The organism is Citricoccus sp. K5 (assembly GCF_902506195.1).
In the GTDB taxonomy this organism is placed as follows: Bacteria; Actinomycetota; Actinomycetes; order Actinomycetales; family Micrococcaceae; genus Citricoccus.
In genome coordinates this window covers 2183011-2199613 of the sequence record NZ_LR732817.1, presented here as the reverse complement: position 1 = coordinate 2199613, position 16603 = coordinate 2183011, and the positions used below count along the sequence as shown (strand labels likewise).

Genomic DNA, 16603 nt, shown 5'->3' with positions numbered 1-16603 from the left:
CCCTCATGACCATGAACCAGACCCCCTTGAAAAACCTGATCGGAGCATCCTGGGTCGACGGCACCGGAACGGCCACCGACGTCGTGGACCCCTCCACCGGCGAGACCTGTGCGCGTATCCGGGAGGCCGGTCAGGAGCTCGTCGATCAGGCTGTCGCCTCGGCCCGGAAGGCCTTTGGAGCTTGGAGGCAGACCACCGAGTTCGATCGACGGGCACTCTTGCGCCAGCTGGCCGGGTTGGTGCGCCGTGACCTGGAGCCCCTCGCCCAGGACATCACCCGGGAGATGGGCAAGCCGATCGGCGAATCCCGGGGCGAGGTCAGTAAGCTGGCCGAAGCGTTCGAGTACTACGCGGAAGAGGCAGTGCGCGTCTACGGCCGAACCATCCCCAATGAGGCTAGGAACGTCACCAGCATCGTCCGCTACGAGCCCATCGGTGTGGTCGCGGCGATCTCGCCCTGGAACTATCCACTGGAACTTATCGGGTGGAAGCTAGCGGCTTCCCTGGCGGCCGGCTGCACCATGGTGCTCAAGCCTTCCGAGTACACGCCCACCTCGGCGGTGCGCCTGTTCGGGCTGCTCGCCGAGGTGGGTCTGCCCTCGGGTGTGGCCAACCTGATCCTCGGCGCCGGGACCACGGGAGGCCAGCTGACATCCCACCCGGGCATCGACAAGGTGGCCTTCACCGGCTCGGGACGCACGGGCGCGGCGATCACGCGTGGCCTGGCTCATGCGCTGCCGGTCTCCATGGAGTTGGGAGGCTCCTGTCCGCAGATCGTCACCGCCACAGCGAACATCGACGACGCCGTGGCAGGTTGTCTGCGCCGCGGATTCCGCAATGCGGGGCAGATTTGCATCGCCATCAACCGGGTCTACGTGGCGCGGGCGGTCCACGCCGAGTTCGTGGAGAAGCTCGCCGCAGCCGTGGTAGGCCTGTCCGTCGGCCCCGGTACCGAGGACCCCGACGTCGGCCCGGTCACGAACGCGGAGATCCAGGACCGCTTCCTGGACCACATTGCCGATGCCCGGGACAATGGCGGCACGGTGGTGGTCGGCGGAACAGCGATCGACCGCCCCGGCACCTGGGTCCAGCCGGCGGTCGTGGACAACGTCAATGACCAGTGCCTGATCGCCACCGAGGAGACCTTCGGCCCCGTCGTCGGCGTGACAGCCTTCGATGACAATGACGAGGCCGTCGAGCTGGCCAATGGGACAACGGCCGGGCTGGCCGCCTATCTCTATGCCACCGACGTCTCCGAGATCTTCGAGATGGGCCACCGGCTTGATTTCGGGAACGTTGCCGTCAACAACCCGGATGCGGGCATCATGAACGCGCCCTACGGCGGACGCAAGGGATCGGGTCACGGTTACGAGCATGGGCCGGAGGGCCTCCACGCTTACCTGAACATCAAACACCTGAGGATCCGGTACTGACATGGAACCGACCACGACATCCTGCTACCTCGGCGTGGACCTGGGCACATCCTCGGTCAAGGTGGTGGCCGTTGACGAGGAGGCCGCCATCGTCGTCTCGGCGACACGCACGTACCCATTGCACTCTCCGGAATCCGGGTGGGTGGAACAGGACCCCCTCGACTGGTGGCGCGCCACGGCCGAGGCCGTACGCGAGGTAGTGGATGAGCATCCAGAACTGCGTATCGCCGGGATCGGGCTCACCGGTCAGATGCACGGCCTGGTGGCCCTGGACGATGCCGGAGAGGTGGTGCGACCGGCCATCCTCTGGAACGACAACCGCACCGATGCCCAGGTCCAGGAGATCGTCGAGCGAGTCGGAGGGCAGGACCGGCTCCTGGCCTTGACGAACAATCCCGCGTTGGCGGGATTCACGGCGGGCAAGATCCTGTGGCTGCAGCAGTGCGAGCCGGAGTCCTTCGCGCAGGTAGCCTCCGTCCTCCTGCCCAAGGACTACCTCCGCTATCGGATGACCGGGATCAACGCGACAGACGTCTCCGACGCCTCCGGAACGGGTCTGTTCGATGTGCGGAACCGCCGATGGAGCGACGAGATGTTCACGCTCCTAGGTTTGCCCCGTGGGCTGATGCCCACCGTCTTCGAATCCTCGGAGGTGACGGGGTACCTCTCGAGCGCAACTGCCGAGGAGTTGGGGCTGCCCGCCGGGATTCCGGTGGTCGCCGGGGGAGGTGACTCCGTCCTGCAGACGACCTCCATGGGCATCACTCAGGAGGGGGCCATGGGCATCACCATCGGCACGGCGGGGATCGTGGCGCAGGCCGCCGAGCACTGCCCTGACAATGTCGGCGCCCGGGTCCAGGTCTCCTGCGGCAACGAACCCGGGCGGTGGCACGTCATGGGGGTGGCCCTGACCTGTGGTGAGACCCTCCTGTGGCTCACTCGGGCCTTGTCCACCGTCAAGGAGGACCTAAAGGTCGCCGACGTCGTCCGCTTGGCCGAGTCCGCGGAGCCTGGCTCCCAGGGGCTTCGGTTCGCCCCCTATCTCGTGGGAGAGCGGTGCCCCTACCCGGATCCCGGCCTCCGTGCCGCGTGGTTCGGGCTGGACCTGCGGCATACCGCCGCGGACATGGCCCGTGCTGGCATCGAGGGCGCCCTGCTGAACGTGCGCGAGATTCGCGACCTCTTCGCGTCTCTCGGCCTTCAGGCCGACCGCGTGCTCACATCGGGTGGGGCCGCGAGGTTCCCCCTGTGGAAAGAGACATTGTCTAACGTCCTCAACACCCGGATCGAGTTTGTCCGAGGCGGACAGGGCGGGGCGGCCTACGGGGCGGCACTGCTAGCCGGCATCGGCGTCGGACGGTGGCGGGACTTGGACGATGCCCTCCAGGCCGTGGGCACCGAAGAGTACACGGACCCGAACCCAGGGATCGCAGGGCTCTACGACAACGTCTTCAGGGAATTCAAGGCCATGATGGCCGGCTTGGCCGCCTACCGGGCGGCGTGCGGACAGAAGGAGATGACGCCATGACCAACTACACATCGGTGGTCTTTGACTTGGACGGGACGCTGGTCGATTCCAGCGAGGACATCACGGCGGCCCTGAACGAGGCCATCAGGCCGGTGGGCGGGCGCGAGCTCAGGGCTGCGGAAGTGGTCGGTCTGCTGGGAGAGGGATCCCTTCGCCTGGTCGAGGGGGCCTTGGCCCAGTCGACGGCCGGGATGCCTGGTGCAGTCGGCGAGCTGAAGCAGGTCCATGCCCGGTACGCCGCAGAGTATCGGGCCCGGCCGGCTGAGCTGTCCACGGTGTACCCCGGAGTTCGGGAGGCACTGGCCGCCCTGGACCAGGCCGGCATCGCCATGGGCGTTTGCACCAACAAATCGCAGGTCATGGCCGAGATCGTGCTGGAGGAGTTGGGGATCACCCGGTACTTCCGGGGGATCGTCGGCAATGACGCCGTGCCGAGCTCGAAGCCGGACCCGGCCCATGTAATCGCCTGCTTCGAGGCCCTCGGCGAGTCCCCGGCAACCGGGCTCTACGTGGGTGACTCCGTGATCGATGAAGCAGCGGCCACCGGGGCTGACGTCGACTTCCTCGCCGTCGGCTGGGCACCCGTGGAGGTCAAGGGCTTACGGCTGGACAGTTACTTCGACCTGCCCGGACTCGTCCTTGAACCATCCAGAATCTAACAGCCCTGACGTCACCATGACGACCACCAAGAGGAGAGAAATGGACCTTCCCACGATTGTCACCCGTTCCGAACAGGACCGGGCCAAACTGGCGGCAGGACACTATGCCGCCGAGACCTACGTCTTCGACGGCGGAAAGATCGGGCTGGGATCAGGGACCACGTCCCACTACTTTGTCCGGGCTCTGGCTGAGCGGCTCCGGACAGAGAACCTGGACATCATCTGTGCCGTAACCTCCCGTTCCACCCATGATCTCGCCTTGGAGTTGGGCATTCCGCTGGCCGAGCTGGACGAGATCGGTCGCCTCGACGTTTGCGTCGACGGTCCCGACGAGATCGATGCGGAGGGCTCCATGATCAAGGGCGGCGGCGCGTGCCTGCTCTGGGAGAAGCTGGTGGCCCGGAACTCGGACAAAGTGGTCATCGTCGCCGATGAGCTCAAAGCCGTCGACACTCTGGGTGCCTTCCCCCTTCCGATCGAGGTCATTCAGTTCTCCTGGAACACCACCGCACAGGCCATCCGCCGGCTGCTCGTGGAGTACGGATACGCGGAGGACACCTTGATTTACCGTCGTGAGCGCGACGGACAGCCCATCATCACGGACAACGGTAACTACATTCTCGACGTCAAGCTGGACGAAGCCTGGTCCATCCGTGAGCTCACGGTGGCCCTGAACCAGATTCCCGGCGTCGTCGAGAACGGCTTCTTCGTGGACATCGCACACGAAGTCGTCTTCGGGCGTCCCGACGGTACGGCTGAGGTTCACACCTTCCCCTACTTGCTGGAGCAAAAGTAATAGAGGCAAGCCCTGAGGGTCTTTCCGACACCATTCGGTCTCGGAAAGGCCTCAGGGCTTGCCTATCGGCCCTTCACCGTTAGTGATCGTGCCCTTCGTGACCTTCTTCTTCGGTGGCTTCTTCGTCGCCGGAGTGGCCGGCGCCGCTGGCGCTCGCTTCATGTTCCGGGGCCTCCGGGTGACCGGTGACCACGGCCATCTCGACCGGGGTGACCTCCAGGTCGAACTCGTTGACGACTTCGCCGGCCTCCAAGTCGATCACCACGAGCTGCTGATTCTCGGCGTCCGTCACGTAGGCCATGGAGTCCGCGACCTTGAGGATGGGGCCGGGCTGCTGCCACTCCTCCTTCTCCTCCCACGGTTCGATGGCCGGGATCTCGGCGGTGATCTCACCGGTCTCCTCGTCGATGACGTTGAGCTCGCCGTCGTAGGTCAGCACGAGGGCCTCACCCTCCGGGCCGCGGGCCAGGGAGCGGAACCAGTAGGAGGAGCCCAGGTCCACGGTCTGCAGTGAATCGGTCAGGGTGTCGATGAGGGCGACCTGCGTGGGCCGTTCGAACTCGGCCTCGGCATCGGTCTTCAGGTCACCGAGCATCACCGAGGAGTCCTCGGACCCGGCCAGGTTGCCGGTGCGCTGGTACTCGTTCTCGGCCGCGACCTTGTGGAACTCGCCGTCGCGGTAGATGACCGGGCCGTCCTCGCACCCCAGCACCACCACGTCGCCGTTCTCGTTCGGGGCGGCCGCCGCCTCACCGTGCACACCGGTGCAGTCCGTGGTCTCCGCCAGAACTTCACCGTTCTCACCGTTGTCCCCGGTGCTCTTCACCTGCACGGTGTTCCGCCCCTCCTCGGTGCCCTGGGTGGTCAGCAGGGTGCCGTCGATGAGCTGCAGGGCCACACCGTGGTGGGGATCGTCCGTGGCGGTCGTCTCCGTGCGCGGCTGCCCGTCCTTGAGGTGTTCGGATGTGAAGGTCTGGATGGATCCGTCACCGTCCCCGAACAGTGTGGTCAGGCCGTGGTGGACCACTACGTGGCCGGCGTAGGGGGCGTCGAACTCGATGCCGCTGAGCCCCGGATCCGACTCGTAGTAGTGGAAGTGGTCTCCGTGGCCCTGGGCATCGATGCCCGAGTTGTAGACCTCGAACTGGTCTCCATTGGACACCATGACGTGCTGGCCATCCCCGGCGTTGTTGAGGCGCAGGAATCCGGCCAGCTCTTCCTCGTGGACCACCTCGCCGGTCTCACCGTCCAGGGTGATCAGCCCGCCGTCATGGCTGAGGACCACGCGGGGGCTCAGCGTGGGAACCTCGGCGCGGGAGTCCCGCTGCGCGGCGTTGACCGGTTCAGCGGCATCTGCGCCGTCCGTGGAGTCAGTGGTGGCCGAGCCGCCGGCGGTCTCGGCGGAGGAGTCCCCGCCGCCGGCTCCGGCGCCCGGTGCGCAGGCCGAGAGCGTCAGGGCGACCGCCGCGAAAGCGGCAACCGAGAGAGCGCGGCGGGTATGTGGAGTGCGTGGAGTGCCAGAGGCGACGGTGGCAGTGTGAGCCGCCGTGGAGTGGGCAGAGGTGCGGTAGGGCGGGAGTGATGTGTTCATGACGAGAACTCTAAATGCAATTGCGAACGAGTTGCAACAATGGCGAGAGTGGAGAGACGGATTCCGTAAGCTGACGGTATGACTTGGATGGTGACCGGCGGGGCCGGCTATATCGGCGCGCACGTGGTGGAGGCCTTTCGGGCCGTCGGGATCGACACGGTGGTGGTGGACAACCTCTCCAGTGGACACCGCGGTTTCGTGCCGGAGGACGTGCCCTTCATCCAGGCGGACCTGAATGACCGGGCCGCGCTGGAAGGCGCGTTCGCCGAACACGGGGTGGCCGGCGTCGTGCATATTGCCGGGTACAAGTACGCCGGGGAGTCCGTGCGGAAGCCGCTGCGCACCTACCGCGACAACGTCACCGGGATGGTGGCCCTGCTGGAGGCGATGGAGGGCGACGGCGTGGCGAACATGGTGTTCTCCTCCTCTGCCGCGACGTTCGGCACACCGCACAGTGAGCTGGTGACCGAGGCCAGTGCGACCGTGCCGGAATCGCCCTACGGCGAGACCAAGCTGATCGGCGAGTGGTTGCTGGCCGACCAGGCGCGTGCGGCCGGACTGCGGCACACCTCGCTGCGCTACTTCAACGTGGTCGGCTCCGGCACGGACCGCATCAGCGACACCAGCCCGCACAACCTGTTCCCGCTCGTGTTCGATGCGTTGGTGGCCGGGAGGACGCCGCGCATCAACGGCGCGGATTACCCGACGCCGGACGGCACCTGCGTGCGCGACTACATCCATGTGGCCGACCTGGCCGAAGCACATGTGGCGGCGGCGCGGCGCCTGGAGGCGGGGGAGTCAGTGGAGCCCGTCTACAACCTGGGCTCCGGTGCGGGGACCTCCGTCCGGGAGATCATGGACGCGATGGCCTCGGTGACCGGGATCGACTTCGAACCGGAAGTGCAGGACCGCCGGCCGGGTGACCCGGCGCGGATTGTGGCCGACGGGACTCTGGCCGCGAGGGACCTGGGCTGGACCATGCGGTATTCCGTCCAGGACATGGTGGCCTCGGCCTGGAGTGCGCGGCAGGCGTGGGAAGCGCAGCACACGCGGTAGGCGCGGTCGAACGGATGAGGCAGCCGCTGGCGTTCTAGCGTCCTTCTGCCGAGGGAAGGTGCCGGGCGAACCACTCTGACGCCAGACGGGCGACCTGCTCCAGGGCGCCGGGCTCCTCGAAGAGGTGCGTGGCGCCGTCGACGATCTCCAGCGCGTTCTCGCACCGCAGCTCGGATTGGGCCTGGCGGTTGAACTCGAGCACCTGCTGGTCCTCGCGGCCGACGATCAGCAGGGTGGGAGCCTCGACCTTGCCCCTTCGTCCTTCGGCCAGATCCGGCCGGCCGCCTCGAGAGACCACGGCTCCGACACGGGCACCGGGCTCAGCAGCGGCCCATAGCGCGGCACCGGCCCCGGTGCTGGCGCCGAAGAACCCGACCGGTGAGGACATGCTCTGCGGTTGCCGGTGCACCCATGCCTCGGCTGCGGTGATCCGTTGGGCGAGTTTGGGGATGTCGAAGACGTTCTCCCGGTCGGTTTCCTCCTCCGGGGTGAGCAGGTCCAGCAGTAGGGTGCCGAGGCCGGCATCTTGCAGGACGGATGCCACGTACTGGTTGCGCTCGCTGTTCCGCCCACTGCCGCTGCCATGGGCGAAGACCACCACGGGGGCGTTGACCTGCGGCAGGACGAAATGGCCCTCGAGCGTCACATGCGCTGCCGGGATGTGCGCCTCCGTTGAGAGCGGAGGCTGTTCGGGTTGCCCCGGGGCGTCGGGGGTGGACTGGACCATGATGTGCACCTCTCCCGAACGCCACCTGTCCGTGGAGGCCGTGACAGGCTCGGGCGTCCGTTGTGGTCAATCGCTGTCCCGGCCAGCGTAGGTGCGGCCGGGAGCAGCCGTGAAGACGGGACGGCCGGGGGACTGCGGAACCGGTGCAATGGCTCCGGTTGCTAGCACGCAGACCTGGGATTCGATGGACCTGCCCGGTTACGGCACCACGCCCACTCCGCCGCGGGCGCTGACCGTTCCGGAATGTGGACAGGTTCTCACCCAGGTGATCCGGGCCCGGCGGCAGCGGCCTGGAGGGGGCGATTAACGGGGTGATGGCCTGGGTGATGGTAGCTGCGCGGAGGTGGAACGCCGTTAGTGCCGGGGCTCGGAGAACAGGTCCCTCGGAGCCTCGGGCGCTTTCTCGGCCAGCCGGTCGACTCGGCGCAAGGAGGCCATTCGCAACTCGCGGGTGAGACGGATGGTCGGCTTCAGGGCGAAGCAGATGGATCCGGCCAGGAAGCACCACGTGCCTGCGATCCTCGTCGACTCGTCGAAGAAGAAAATGCTGCCGATGATGAACAGGCCGGCGGCCAGGAAGTCGGCAGCGGTGTGCAGAAGTTCGAAGATGGCATACACACGGGCCATCCGGGCAGTGGTCTCGCGGTTTCGGGGATCGAATAATCGCATGGAGTCCTTTCGTGGTATTCGGCCATCGCGGGCGGTCCCCGTAGGTTACTGGCCCTGTCCCCTTCGTAGACTGGACCCATGCCCGACCACTCCTCCCGGCCCCTCCTCGCCCTCGATGCCTCCGCCACCGCCAGTGTGGCCGTGGTGCAGGGCGGCGAGGTCCTGGCCCGCTATGCCTCCATCGAGACCAACACGCATGCCGAGGTGCTCACGCCGGCGGTCCGCCGGGTTCTCGAGGAGGCGAGGATGGAGCCGGGCGATCTGCGTGCGGTGGTGGCCGGCGTCGGGCCCGGGCCGTTCACCGGGCTGCGCGCCGGTCTGGTGACGGCGCGTTCGCTCGCGTTCGCGTGGGGGCTGCCGGTGCACGGAGTGATGAGCCTGGACGCGATCGCGCTGCCTGCGGCTGAGGAAGCCTTCCGGGCGGGGGTCGAGGAGTTCGTGGTGGCCACTGACGCCCGCCGCCGTGAGGTCTACTGGGCTCACTATGCGTCCGTGGGCGGGCAGTTCCAGCGCCTGCACGGGCCCTTCGTCACGGCCCCTGACGAGGTCACCCCGCTGCCGGCCTACGGCGCCGGGGCCGGGCTGTACCCGGATGCCCTGGCGGCGGTCGCGGAGTTCTCCACCGCCGTGCCCGACGCCGGCTCGCTCGGCCTGGTCGGCGAGCTCGCCCTGCGCCGTGGCCGGGGGATCCTGCCGGTGCAGCCGCTGTACCTGCGCGAATCCGACGCGAAGGTGCCGGGCCCCCGGAAGAAGGCCGGCACCGGCGAACGGTAGGCCGAACGGGTCAGGACTCCTTGGAACCGGACGAGCCGGTGGTTTCCGTAGACCCTGAGGCGCCCGAGGGACCGGAAGTGTCCTGCGCCGGAGCCGACTCCGGTGCCGACTTCTCCGCGGCCACGCCGAGGGCATTGCCGCTGACCTTCTCGCGGCGCAGACGCCGGTACTTGGAACGCTGATCGGCGGAGGCCTTGAGGGCGGGACGATCCTTGGGGGACAGGGGATCCTTGCCCAGGACGGGGTCGTCGCCGGCCTGGTAACGGGTGGTCCACACCTGGATGACGGCCCAGGCGACGGCGGTGTAGGGCACGGCCAGGATGGCACCGAAGATGCCGCCCACCAGGGTGCCGATGGTCAGGGCGAGCAGCACGATCAGGGCGTGCAGGCTCAGGGTCCGGCCCATCACCACGGGCTGGAGCAGGTTGCCCTCGAGCTGGTTGACCACCACCACGATGGCGACCACGATCAGTGCCTCGACCGGACCGGTGGTCACCAGGGCCACGAGTGCGGCGAGGATGCCGGCCACGGTGGCGCCCACGATCGGGATGAACGCGCCCACAAAGACGATCACGGCCAGGGGCAGTGCCAGCGGGACGCCGATGACCGCGAGGCCGACGCCGATCAGGATCGCGTCCACGGCGGCCACGGTGGCGGTGCCGCGCACGTACCCACCGAGCACTCCGGAGGCCCGGTCCACGGATTCGGCCAACTTGGCACGGGCTTCGCCCCGGAACCAGCGCAGCGTGAAGTTGATGATCTTCGAGCCGTCCTTGAGGAAGAAGAACAGCACCACGATCATCAGCACCAGGCCGGTGAGGAAACTGGTGGCGGCGGAGATACCCGTGAGGGTGCCGCTGGCCAGCCCGCTGGCGTAGTCACCGCTGGCGAGAAAGTCGCTGACCTGCTGCATGGCGTCGTCAATCAGCGAGGGGTCGATGGGCAGGGGGCCAGAGGTCACGAAGTCCTGGAGTTGCTGCCAGCCCGCCATGGCCGAGGAGACCAGCGAGTCCCACTCGTTGCGGATGGCGAACACCACGCCGGTGACCACTCCACCGAGCAACAGCAGGATGAGGAGGAAGGACATCAGGGTGGCCAGCAGGTGTGACCAGCCCTTGCGGACCAGCCAGCGCACCAGGGGCGAGACCGCCGAGGCCAGGATCAGGGCCACCAGCACGGCGAGCACCACCAAACTCACGCGCAGCAGCATCACGATGACCCCGACCGCGACGGCGGCGATCAGCAGCGTCTGCCCGGCACGGGCGCCCACGCGGCCCAGGCCGTCAGACCAGGGACCCTTCGCCTCTGCGCCGTCAGTCCCCGGGGGGCCGGTGTCGGGCTGGATCTCTGTACTCATGCAGGTACTCCTGGTTCTCGGGGCCTGTGACCGACCTGTCGTGCTGGTGCGCGGCGCAGCGGATTCCACCTACCGCGCACTGCCCACTGTAGATCCGCCCGGCACCTATGGCCGTGCCGACCTACCGAAGGGTATGCCTGGAGGGGGTCTTGGTGCTGGCCATGGTGTCCGTGGGGGGCGTTAGCATGTGCATCACAGCCGCAGTCCACCGCACGAAGGAGTCACTGATGACGACCACACCCGCACAGTTCCCGGACCCGGAGGAAGAGGCAGAGGTCCTCGGACAGGGGACCTCCGCAGAGTCGGCCGCCGGCCCGGCCGAAGTCGGGACCATCGGCGCGACCGGTGATGCCGAGGACCCTGCCCTGGAGAAGGACCCGGCCGACTGGGTCAGCGGTGACGATCCGATGACGGAGGCGCAGCGCTCCTACCTGGACACCCTCGCCAAGCAGGCCGGTGAGGAACTGCCCGCGAACCTGACCAAGGCTGAGGCCTCCGAGCACATCGACCGTCTCCGGGACCAGCAGTCCTGACCGGGGTCCCGGGCGGAGGCACCCCTCCCGATGGAAAATTGCCCCTGGGCGACGCCCGGCCCCCACCGCTGCCCCACCCGCTGCCGCACCCTCTGACCGGACAGCCGTTCTCCTCGCCCGTCCCGCCCGGCACCGGCTGGCCGGAGGACCCCGCCGGACCCACGACGCCGGCCGCCACCTCGGCCGCACAGGTCCGGAGGTTGGCGAGCACGGCTCAGTCCCTGGCCGACGTCGACGCCCGGGTCTCCGTGTGCCGCGCCTGCCCGCGGCTGGTGGACTGGCGGGAGTCGGTGGCGGTGGGCAAGCGGAAGGCGTTCCTCGGTGAGCCCTATTGGGGCCGGCCCGTTCCGTCCCTGGGGGATGAGCAACCGCGCGTCCTCGTGGTGGGGCTCGCCCCGGCCGCCCACGGCGGGAACCGCACCGGCCGGATGTTCACCGGCGACCGCTCAGGGGACTGGATCCACGCCGCCCTGTACCGGGCCGGCTATGCCGCCCGGCAGACGTCCGTGTCAGCCGGGGACGGGCAACGGCTCAGCGGCGTCCGCATGGTGGCCCCGGTGCACTGCGCCCCGCCGGACAACAAGCCGACGCCGGCCGAGCGAGCCGCCTGCGGGCCGTGGCTGGATCGCGAACTGCAGCTCGCGGACTCGGTCGAGTCGATCCTGGTACTGGGCGGGATCGGCTGGCAGTCGCTGCACGCCGCGGCGCTGCGCGTGGGCTGGAGCGTGCCGCGGCCCCGGGCCAAGTTCGGCCACGGAGCGCAGACGGTGTTCACGGTGCCGGGGAGCGGCGTCAGCGGCGGCCCCGGTGCCGGCCGTCCGAGAGAGGTGCGCGTGGTCGGCTGCTACCACGTCTCCCAGCAGAACACCTTCACCGGGCGGTTGACGGAGCAGATGCTGGATGAGGTCATCGCGCAACTTTGACCCCTACGGGTAACGGTCCCGATGCCCACTGCCCCCTGGGGTTATGAGCACGATCGACGAAGGGTTTATCGGCGATTCTCGACGTCCGTCGTGCTCATAACTCGGCTCGAGGCGCCGTGGCCAAGACGGTGTTCACCGCTGAGGAGGCTCGTGCATCTGGGATGACCGAGTACCAACTGCGGCACCGGTGGTTGGTGGTGCCTACGCCGGGTATCAGGCTCTGGGACCTCGGAGACCTTCCGTGGCGCGAAGTGGTCGAAGCGGTGTCGTCATTGCCCGGGGAACAGTATCTGAGCCACTCGACAGCTGCGCGACTGTGGGGCCTGTGGCTGCCGCACCATCTGGAGGAGGATTGGCCGATTCACGTCACGGGCAGCAAAGGTGAATCCGGGGCCAGGCGTCGACCTGGAATCCAGGGGCATAAGGCCGGATTGGACGACGAGGACGTGGTGGAGCTTGACGGACTGCGGCTGACAACACCGGCACGGACCTGGTTGGACCTCTCCACGCAGATCAAAGATCCGGTGTGGCTGGTCGCTGCCGGAGACGCGCTGCTACAGAGAAGTAAAGGCCCCGTCCGGCCGGACGGGGTCTTGGGGGAGAACCCGCTGTGCACCTTGGCCGAGGTCGATGCTGTGCTGGGGCGCCGTCGTCGCACCAAGGGCATCAATGCCGCCCGGCAAGCAAGGGAACTGATCCGTGAAGGCGTGGACTCGCCTGCCGAGACCCTGCTTCGGCTGATCATCGTTGATGCCGGACTGCCCGAACCCGTGGTGAACCAGGAGGTCTGGCTTTCACCGACCCTGAAGAGACGGCCGGATCTGCACTATCCCCAGTGGCGGATCGCGATCCAGTACGACGGACGAGGTCACGGGGAGGCCACGCAATTGAACAGCGACATCAAGCGGGACAGCGACTTTACAGACCATGGCTGGGAATCTGTCAAAGCGGCTGATGACGTCTACCGCAGCGACGGCGCGAGGCAGTTCGTGGAACGCCTACGCCGGGCCATCCATCGCCAGTCACGAGTTACGAGCACGGTCACCGTCGTCTGAATCGGCGATTCTCGTCGTCGGGCGTGCTCATAACTCAAGGGGTCCTCAGCCGGCCGCCTCGACTACGCCGCAGGCCCACCGGAAGCCCGCGTCGCCGGTACCGGTGGTGTCCTCGTCCGGGCCGTCGGGGGCATAGCGCTCGGGGATGTTGGCGAAGTTGTCCGGTTCGGAATGCAGCATCATCGCGGCGCCGTCCTCATCCTGCAGGTGCTCGGCGGTCAGCCGGTCGGTCTGGAAGGTCAGGTGCCCCTCCCCGGACTCCTGCACCAGGATGGGAGGCAGGTCCCCGGCATGGTCTGGATGGTCGGACTCGTCAGCGCCGATGTGGCTGCCGGCTGAGAGGAAGGCTCCCAGTTCGGAGGGGTCGTCCGGTGCGGCGCTGTCCGGGTTGCATTCGCCGATCTCGTGGACGTGCAGGCCGTAGAAGCCGGGCTCCATGCCGGAGACCTCCACGGTGAACTCCATCGCCCCGTCCATCTCCCGGATCTGTGCGCTGCCGACCTCACTCTCGATGTCCTGCATGCTCGCGGTGTAGTCAGCGGGGGCACCGGATTCTCCTGTGCCTGAACCCGCCGCGTCCGAATCCGCTGTGTCCGTCGCGTCGGAAGCCACGGTGTCCGTGGTCTCCGCGCCCTCGGTGGCGCCGGGGCTCAGGGACTGGACGCCGCCGTCGGGGGCAGACGCGCCGCCCTCCGGGGTCGTCTCGGATGCGGACTCGGGTGCGCAGGCACCCAGGACGAGGATGCCGCCCACGCCCAGCAGGGCCGTCGTTATGCGGAGTGGGGTGTTCCTCGGGGAAGTACGCGCGGTCATGATGTGTCCTCTCCTCGTGCCGTGGCCGCCGGAAGACCGTGAGAGACGCCGACCGCGCACGGCGTGGCATATTCCACGGTACCGAGGCCCGCCCCTCCCGTCAGGGGGTCAAAGGTACCGTTTTCACGGTCCGATGCCGTGGCCGGTGGCCATACCCCTGGAGCGTCGACTCGACCAGATGCACCTCATCCACCGCCCAGATCCGCGACGTGAACGTCTCCAGCACGCGGATCCACCGGGTGGCATTCGTGCGGCCAGGGCGCGCCAGCGTCAGGTGCGGATGGAAGGCCTTGCCATCGGGCACGACGCCGGCCCGGTTGCCCGCCCCGCGCGCCTTCCGTGCCAGCCGGGTCAGGTCCTCGGCGCCGTCCTCGACGCCCAGCCACACCACTGCGGCGCTGTCCGGATGGGGGAACGCACCGGCCCCGTGCAGACCGCAGGGGAAGGACTCGACGCTCCGGACGGAGCTCTCCAGTGCCTCCTCGAGCGGCTCGAGGGAACGGTCCGGGACGGAGCCGAAGAACGCGAGGGTCAGGTGCATCTGCTCCGGGCCGGTCCAGGCCAGGCCCGGGCGGACGGAGAGGAACTCGGCCAGTTCCTCGCGGACGTCCTCGGGCGGGTAGACGGCCACGAACATGCGGGTTCCCATGGACGATTCCTAGGCCATCCGGGGTCGGAAGACAAGACACTGACCTCGCCGGAGCCGGCTGGTCCGGGCCGGTCACGCACCAGAGACGTCACGAAGACGATCGACGTCGGTGCGATCGGGGCCAATCTCAGAAATCAGGGCATGTGCACTCACCCTATGAATCGGCCCGACGATGCTCGACAGCGAGCGCTCTCGTAACGTCTGGGTCTCGGGCGGCTATTCGGCGTCGGATGTCCCGGCCAATCGGCGCAGGAGGGAGCCCAGTCCATCGGCACAACGGGAATCTTCCCGGCCTGAGGTGCTGACACGAGGAAACAGTGGCGTGGCCACACGGAAGCGTGCCGCCCTGAGCCGCCGGAGGAGATCGTGGTCCTCGCCGTGGAGCCGTGGGGTGAATCCGCCGACAGTCCGGTACGCATCGAGACGGACCGCCAGGTTGGCCCCATAGGCGTGGTCATGGCCGGCGCTGTGGATGCCGCGTGTCACGAGCAGCTCATACGCGAGTCGGGCCCTCGCTGGCGGGTTCCAGTCCAGAAGCTCGACGAGGCCAGCGACGGCATCTGCCCCGTCCAGAGTGGCCACCGCCAGGCTGGAGGAGATCCAGTCGACGGGAACCAGCGAGTCGGCGTCCGTGCTGAACAGCCATACGCTGCTGGACTGGCCCAATAGCGGCACCGCCGCATCCACGGCAGTCCGGCGGACCTCGGCGACCGTGGTGGAGGTCCGGTCTTCCACGACGATCCATTCCACGGTCGGCTCAGCGTCGGTCAGGCGCGCCCGGGCCACTTGTGCCGTTCGATCGCGGCAACGATGGGCGGCCACGGCGACGATGACCCGGTCCACCGCACCGATGGCACGGGCCCGCGTGACTGCGGCCGCCACGTGGTCCAGGCAGCCGGGCAACAGGAGTTCCTCGTCGTGGGCCGGAATGGCGACGATGATGTTCACCGGCAGGCCGGGCGTCGAGGGCGTTGCCTCCACCGGAGGGCCGGTCAGCGCCGGCCCTGCCGCCGCGGGTTCGGTCATCCACGCCCTCCCAAGTACACGGCGTCGCCGTCCTGGCTCTGTTGACCGACGTAGAGGGCCACATCGTCCACGGCCCGGCTCAGGTTCTCATGGAAGGCCAGGCCAGCTGGGCCGGCCAGAGCGCGCACATCCTCCAGGATTCGGCGGACCGCTGCGCCGACGCCGGCCCGGCACAGTGTCGCGAGAGTACGCAAGGAGTCCAGATGTCCCGCCGGCAGGCCTTCGCCTGCCGGACCGGGCGCGCCGCCGACCTCCGATGCCCGCAGGGTGACCGCGGTCTGGCGAACCAAGGCCACTGCCGAGGCCAGATCGGTGCGTGCCCGGCCCAGGCGCACTTTCTTCGGGTCAGAGACAGCCACGGGAGCCTCCCAGCTGTCGGCAAGCAGATCGAGCACGCGAGCCGCCCCACCGGTCCAGACAGCGGCTACACCGACACCGCCCGGAAAGAAGGATGCTCGAGTGAGGTAGTAGTTGTCCGCGCCGATCTGCCGAGCCGAGACCACGGCGTCCAACTCGATTCGATGGCTGCGGGAGTGCTCCATGGCGCGGGTACGCCATGCACTGGTGTCGAAGGACCAGTCTGAGACGGCGGCGTCCAGCAGCAGATGACGGTCCTCCTCCGGCCAGACGGTCACCAGGGCGCGGTCCAGCACGCCGGCCCCCGAGGCGAAGAGCAGCCGTCCTTTCAGGGACCACCCGTCGCGGGCGGGCCTGCCGGCCAGGCCGGTTCCGCCGGAGCGGGACGCCCAGACACCGTAGAGCGCGTCTGTATCCGGGGCGGCACCCGCCTCGGTGAGGATGCGCAGGGCATCCACGTGTCCCTCCGTGAGGCGGGCCAGGGGGATGTCCGTCCGGCCCAAAGCCATCAGTGCCTCCACCAAGCCTGGCCAGTTGAGTGAGGTCCACTCGGCTTGGCCGGCCAGGTGGTGCATGGCGGCGCGCTGACACTCCGGCCCGGTGCCGCGGAGCTCCGCCGGAAGATGGAGCGGAGCGGGTGCGTCTAAGCCGTGCACG

The 16603-nt window shown here is 68.1% G+C and carries 17 protein-coding genes; 9 read left to right on the top strand and 8 right to left on the bottom strand.

What is annotated here, in order from left to right:
- Positions 1 to 5: 5 nt before the first annotated feature.
- From BOSE125_RS09780 to rpiA, 4 genes are read left to right on the top strand one after another with little or no spacing between them, the layout of a single operon-like run.
- Positions 6 to 1433: an aldehyde dehydrogenase gene (locus BOSE125_RS09780; RefSeq protein ID WP_201301173.1), complete on the top strand. Its 1428-nt coding sequence runs from the start codon at positions 6 to 8 to the stop codon at positions 1431 to 1433.
- Between the two features lies 1 nt (position 1434).
- Entirely contained in the window at positions 1435 to 2961 is a 1527-nt protein-coding gene (xylB, locus tag BOSE125_RS09775) for a xylulokinase (RefSeq protein WP_159552130.1), read from the top strand.
- Positions 2958 to 3620, top strand: a complete 663-nt coding sequence (locus BOSE125_RS09770; RefSeq protein ID WP_159552128.1) for an HAD family hydrolase — start codon at positions 2958 to 2960, stop codon at positions 3618 to 3620. Before xylB ends, BOSE125_RS09770 begins: the two co-directional genes overlap by 4 nt.
- 40 nt (positions 3621 to 3660) lie before the next feature.
- Entirely contained in the window at positions 3661 to 4416 is a 756-nt protein-coding gene (rpiA, locus tag BOSE125_RS09765; RefSeq protein ID WP_159552126.1) for a ribose 5-phosphate isomerase A, read from the top strand.
- A gap of 79 nt (positions 4417 to 4495) precedes the next feature.
- On the opposite strand, the gene BOSE125_RS09760 is transcribed toward rpiA, so the two are convergent.
- Positions 4496 to 6007, bottom strand: a complete 1512-nt coding sequence (locus BOSE125_RS09760) for a hypothetical protein (protein WP_236557912.1) — start codon at positions 6005 to 6007, stop codon at positions 4496 to 4498.
- 78 nt (positions 6008 to 6085) lie between these two features.
- On the opposite strand from BOSE125_RS09760, the gene galE reads away from it, so the two are divergent.
- On the top strand, positions 6086 to 7063 hold the full coding sequence (gene galE / locus BOSE125_RS09755) for a UDP-glucose 4-epimerase GalE (protein ID WP_159552123.1): 978 nt from the start codon (positions 6086 to 6088) through the stop codon (positions 7061 to 7063).
- A 34-nt stretch (positions 7064 to 7097) separates the two neighbouring features.
- Here galE and BOSE125_RS09750 read toward each other — a convergent pair whose 3' ends face one another.
- Entirely contained in the window at positions 7098 to 7790 is a 693-nt protein-coding gene (locus BOSE125_RS09750; RefSeq protein WP_159552121.1) for a dienelactone hydrolase family protein, read from the bottom strand.
- 354 nt (positions 7791 to 8144) lie between these two features.
- Complete coding sequence (locus BOSE125_RS09745; RefSeq protein WP_159552119.1) at positions 8145 to 8459, bottom strand: YrhK family protein; 315 nt, start codon at positions 8457 to 8459, stop codon at positions 8145 to 8147.
- A 78-nt stretch (positions 8460 to 8537) separates the two neighbouring features.
- On the opposite strand from BOSE125_RS09745, the gene tsaB reads away from it, so the two are divergent.
- On the top strand, positions 8538 to 9233 hold the full coding sequence (gene tsaB, locus BOSE125_RS09740) for a tRNA (adenosine(37)-N6)-threonylcarbamoyltransferase complex dimerization subunit type 1 TsaB (RefSeq protein ID WP_159552117.1): 696 nt from the start codon (positions 8538 to 8540) through the stop codon (positions 9231 to 9233).
- A gap of 10 nt (positions 9234 to 9243) precedes the next feature.
- Here tsaB and BOSE125_RS09735 read toward each other — a convergent pair whose 3' ends face one another.
- Entirely contained in the window at positions 9244 to 10590 is a 1347-nt protein-coding gene (locus BOSE125_RS09735) for an AI-2E family transporter (protein ID WP_159552115.1), read from the bottom strand.
- Positions 10591 to 10922: 332 nt separating this feature from the next.
- Between BOSE125_RS09735 and BOSE125_RS09730 the strand changes: the two genes are divergently transcribed.
- From BOSE125_RS09730 to BOSE125_RS09720, 3 genes are all read left to right on the top strand, one after another.
- Positions 10923 to 11123 (top strand): DUF3072 domain-containing protein, encoded by a 201-nt coding sequence (locus BOSE125_RS09730; protein ID WP_371300772.1) that lies wholly within the window; start codon positions 10923 to 10925, stop codon positions 11121 to 11123.
- Positions 11124 to 11161: 38 nt separating this feature from the next.
- Positions 11162 to 12046: a uracil-DNA glycosylase gene (locus BOSE125_RS09725; protein ID WP_305764256.1), complete on the top strand. Its 885-nt coding sequence runs from the start codon at positions 11162 to 11164 to the stop codon at positions 12044 to 12046.
- A 116-nt stretch (positions 12047 to 12162) separates the two neighbouring features.
- Positions 12163 to 13101, top strand: a complete 939-nt coding sequence (locus BOSE125_RS09720; protein WP_159552111.1) for a hypothetical protein — start codon at positions 12163 to 12165, stop codon at positions 13099 to 13101.
- Between the two features lie 45 nt (positions 13102 to 13146).
- Here the strand turns inward: BOSE125_RS09720 and BOSE125_RS09715 are convergent, their stop codons facing one another.
- From BOSE125_RS09715 to BOSE125_RS09700, 4 genes are all read right to left on the bottom strand, one after another.
- On the bottom strand, positions 13147 to 13914 hold the full coding sequence (locus BOSE125_RS09715) for a superoxide dismutase family protein (RefSeq protein WP_159552109.1): 768 nt from the start codon (positions 13912 to 13914) through the stop codon (positions 13147 to 13149).
- Positions 13915 to 14014: 100 nt separating this feature from the next.
- Entirely contained in the window at positions 14015 to 14563 is a 549-nt protein-coding gene (thpR, locus tag BOSE125_RS09710) for an RNA 2',3'-cyclic phosphodiesterase (RefSeq protein WP_159552107.1), read from the bottom strand.
- Between the two features lie 216 nt (positions 14564 to 14779).
- A complete protein-coding gene (locus BOSE125_RS09705) occupies positions 14780 to 15589 on the bottom strand; it encodes a glycosyltransferase family 2 protein (RefSeq protein WP_159552105.1) in 810 nt (269 codons plus the stop codon).
- Positions 15586 to 16455, bottom strand: coding sequence for a hypothetical protein (locus BOSE125_RS09700; RefSeq protein ID WP_159552103.1), 870 nt, complete (start codon positions 16453 to 16455; stop codon positions 15586 to 15588). The genes BOSE125_RS09705 and BOSE125_RS09700 overlap by 4 nt, the downstream gene beginning before the upstream one ends.
- Positions 16456 to 16603 lie beyond the last annotated feature (148 nt).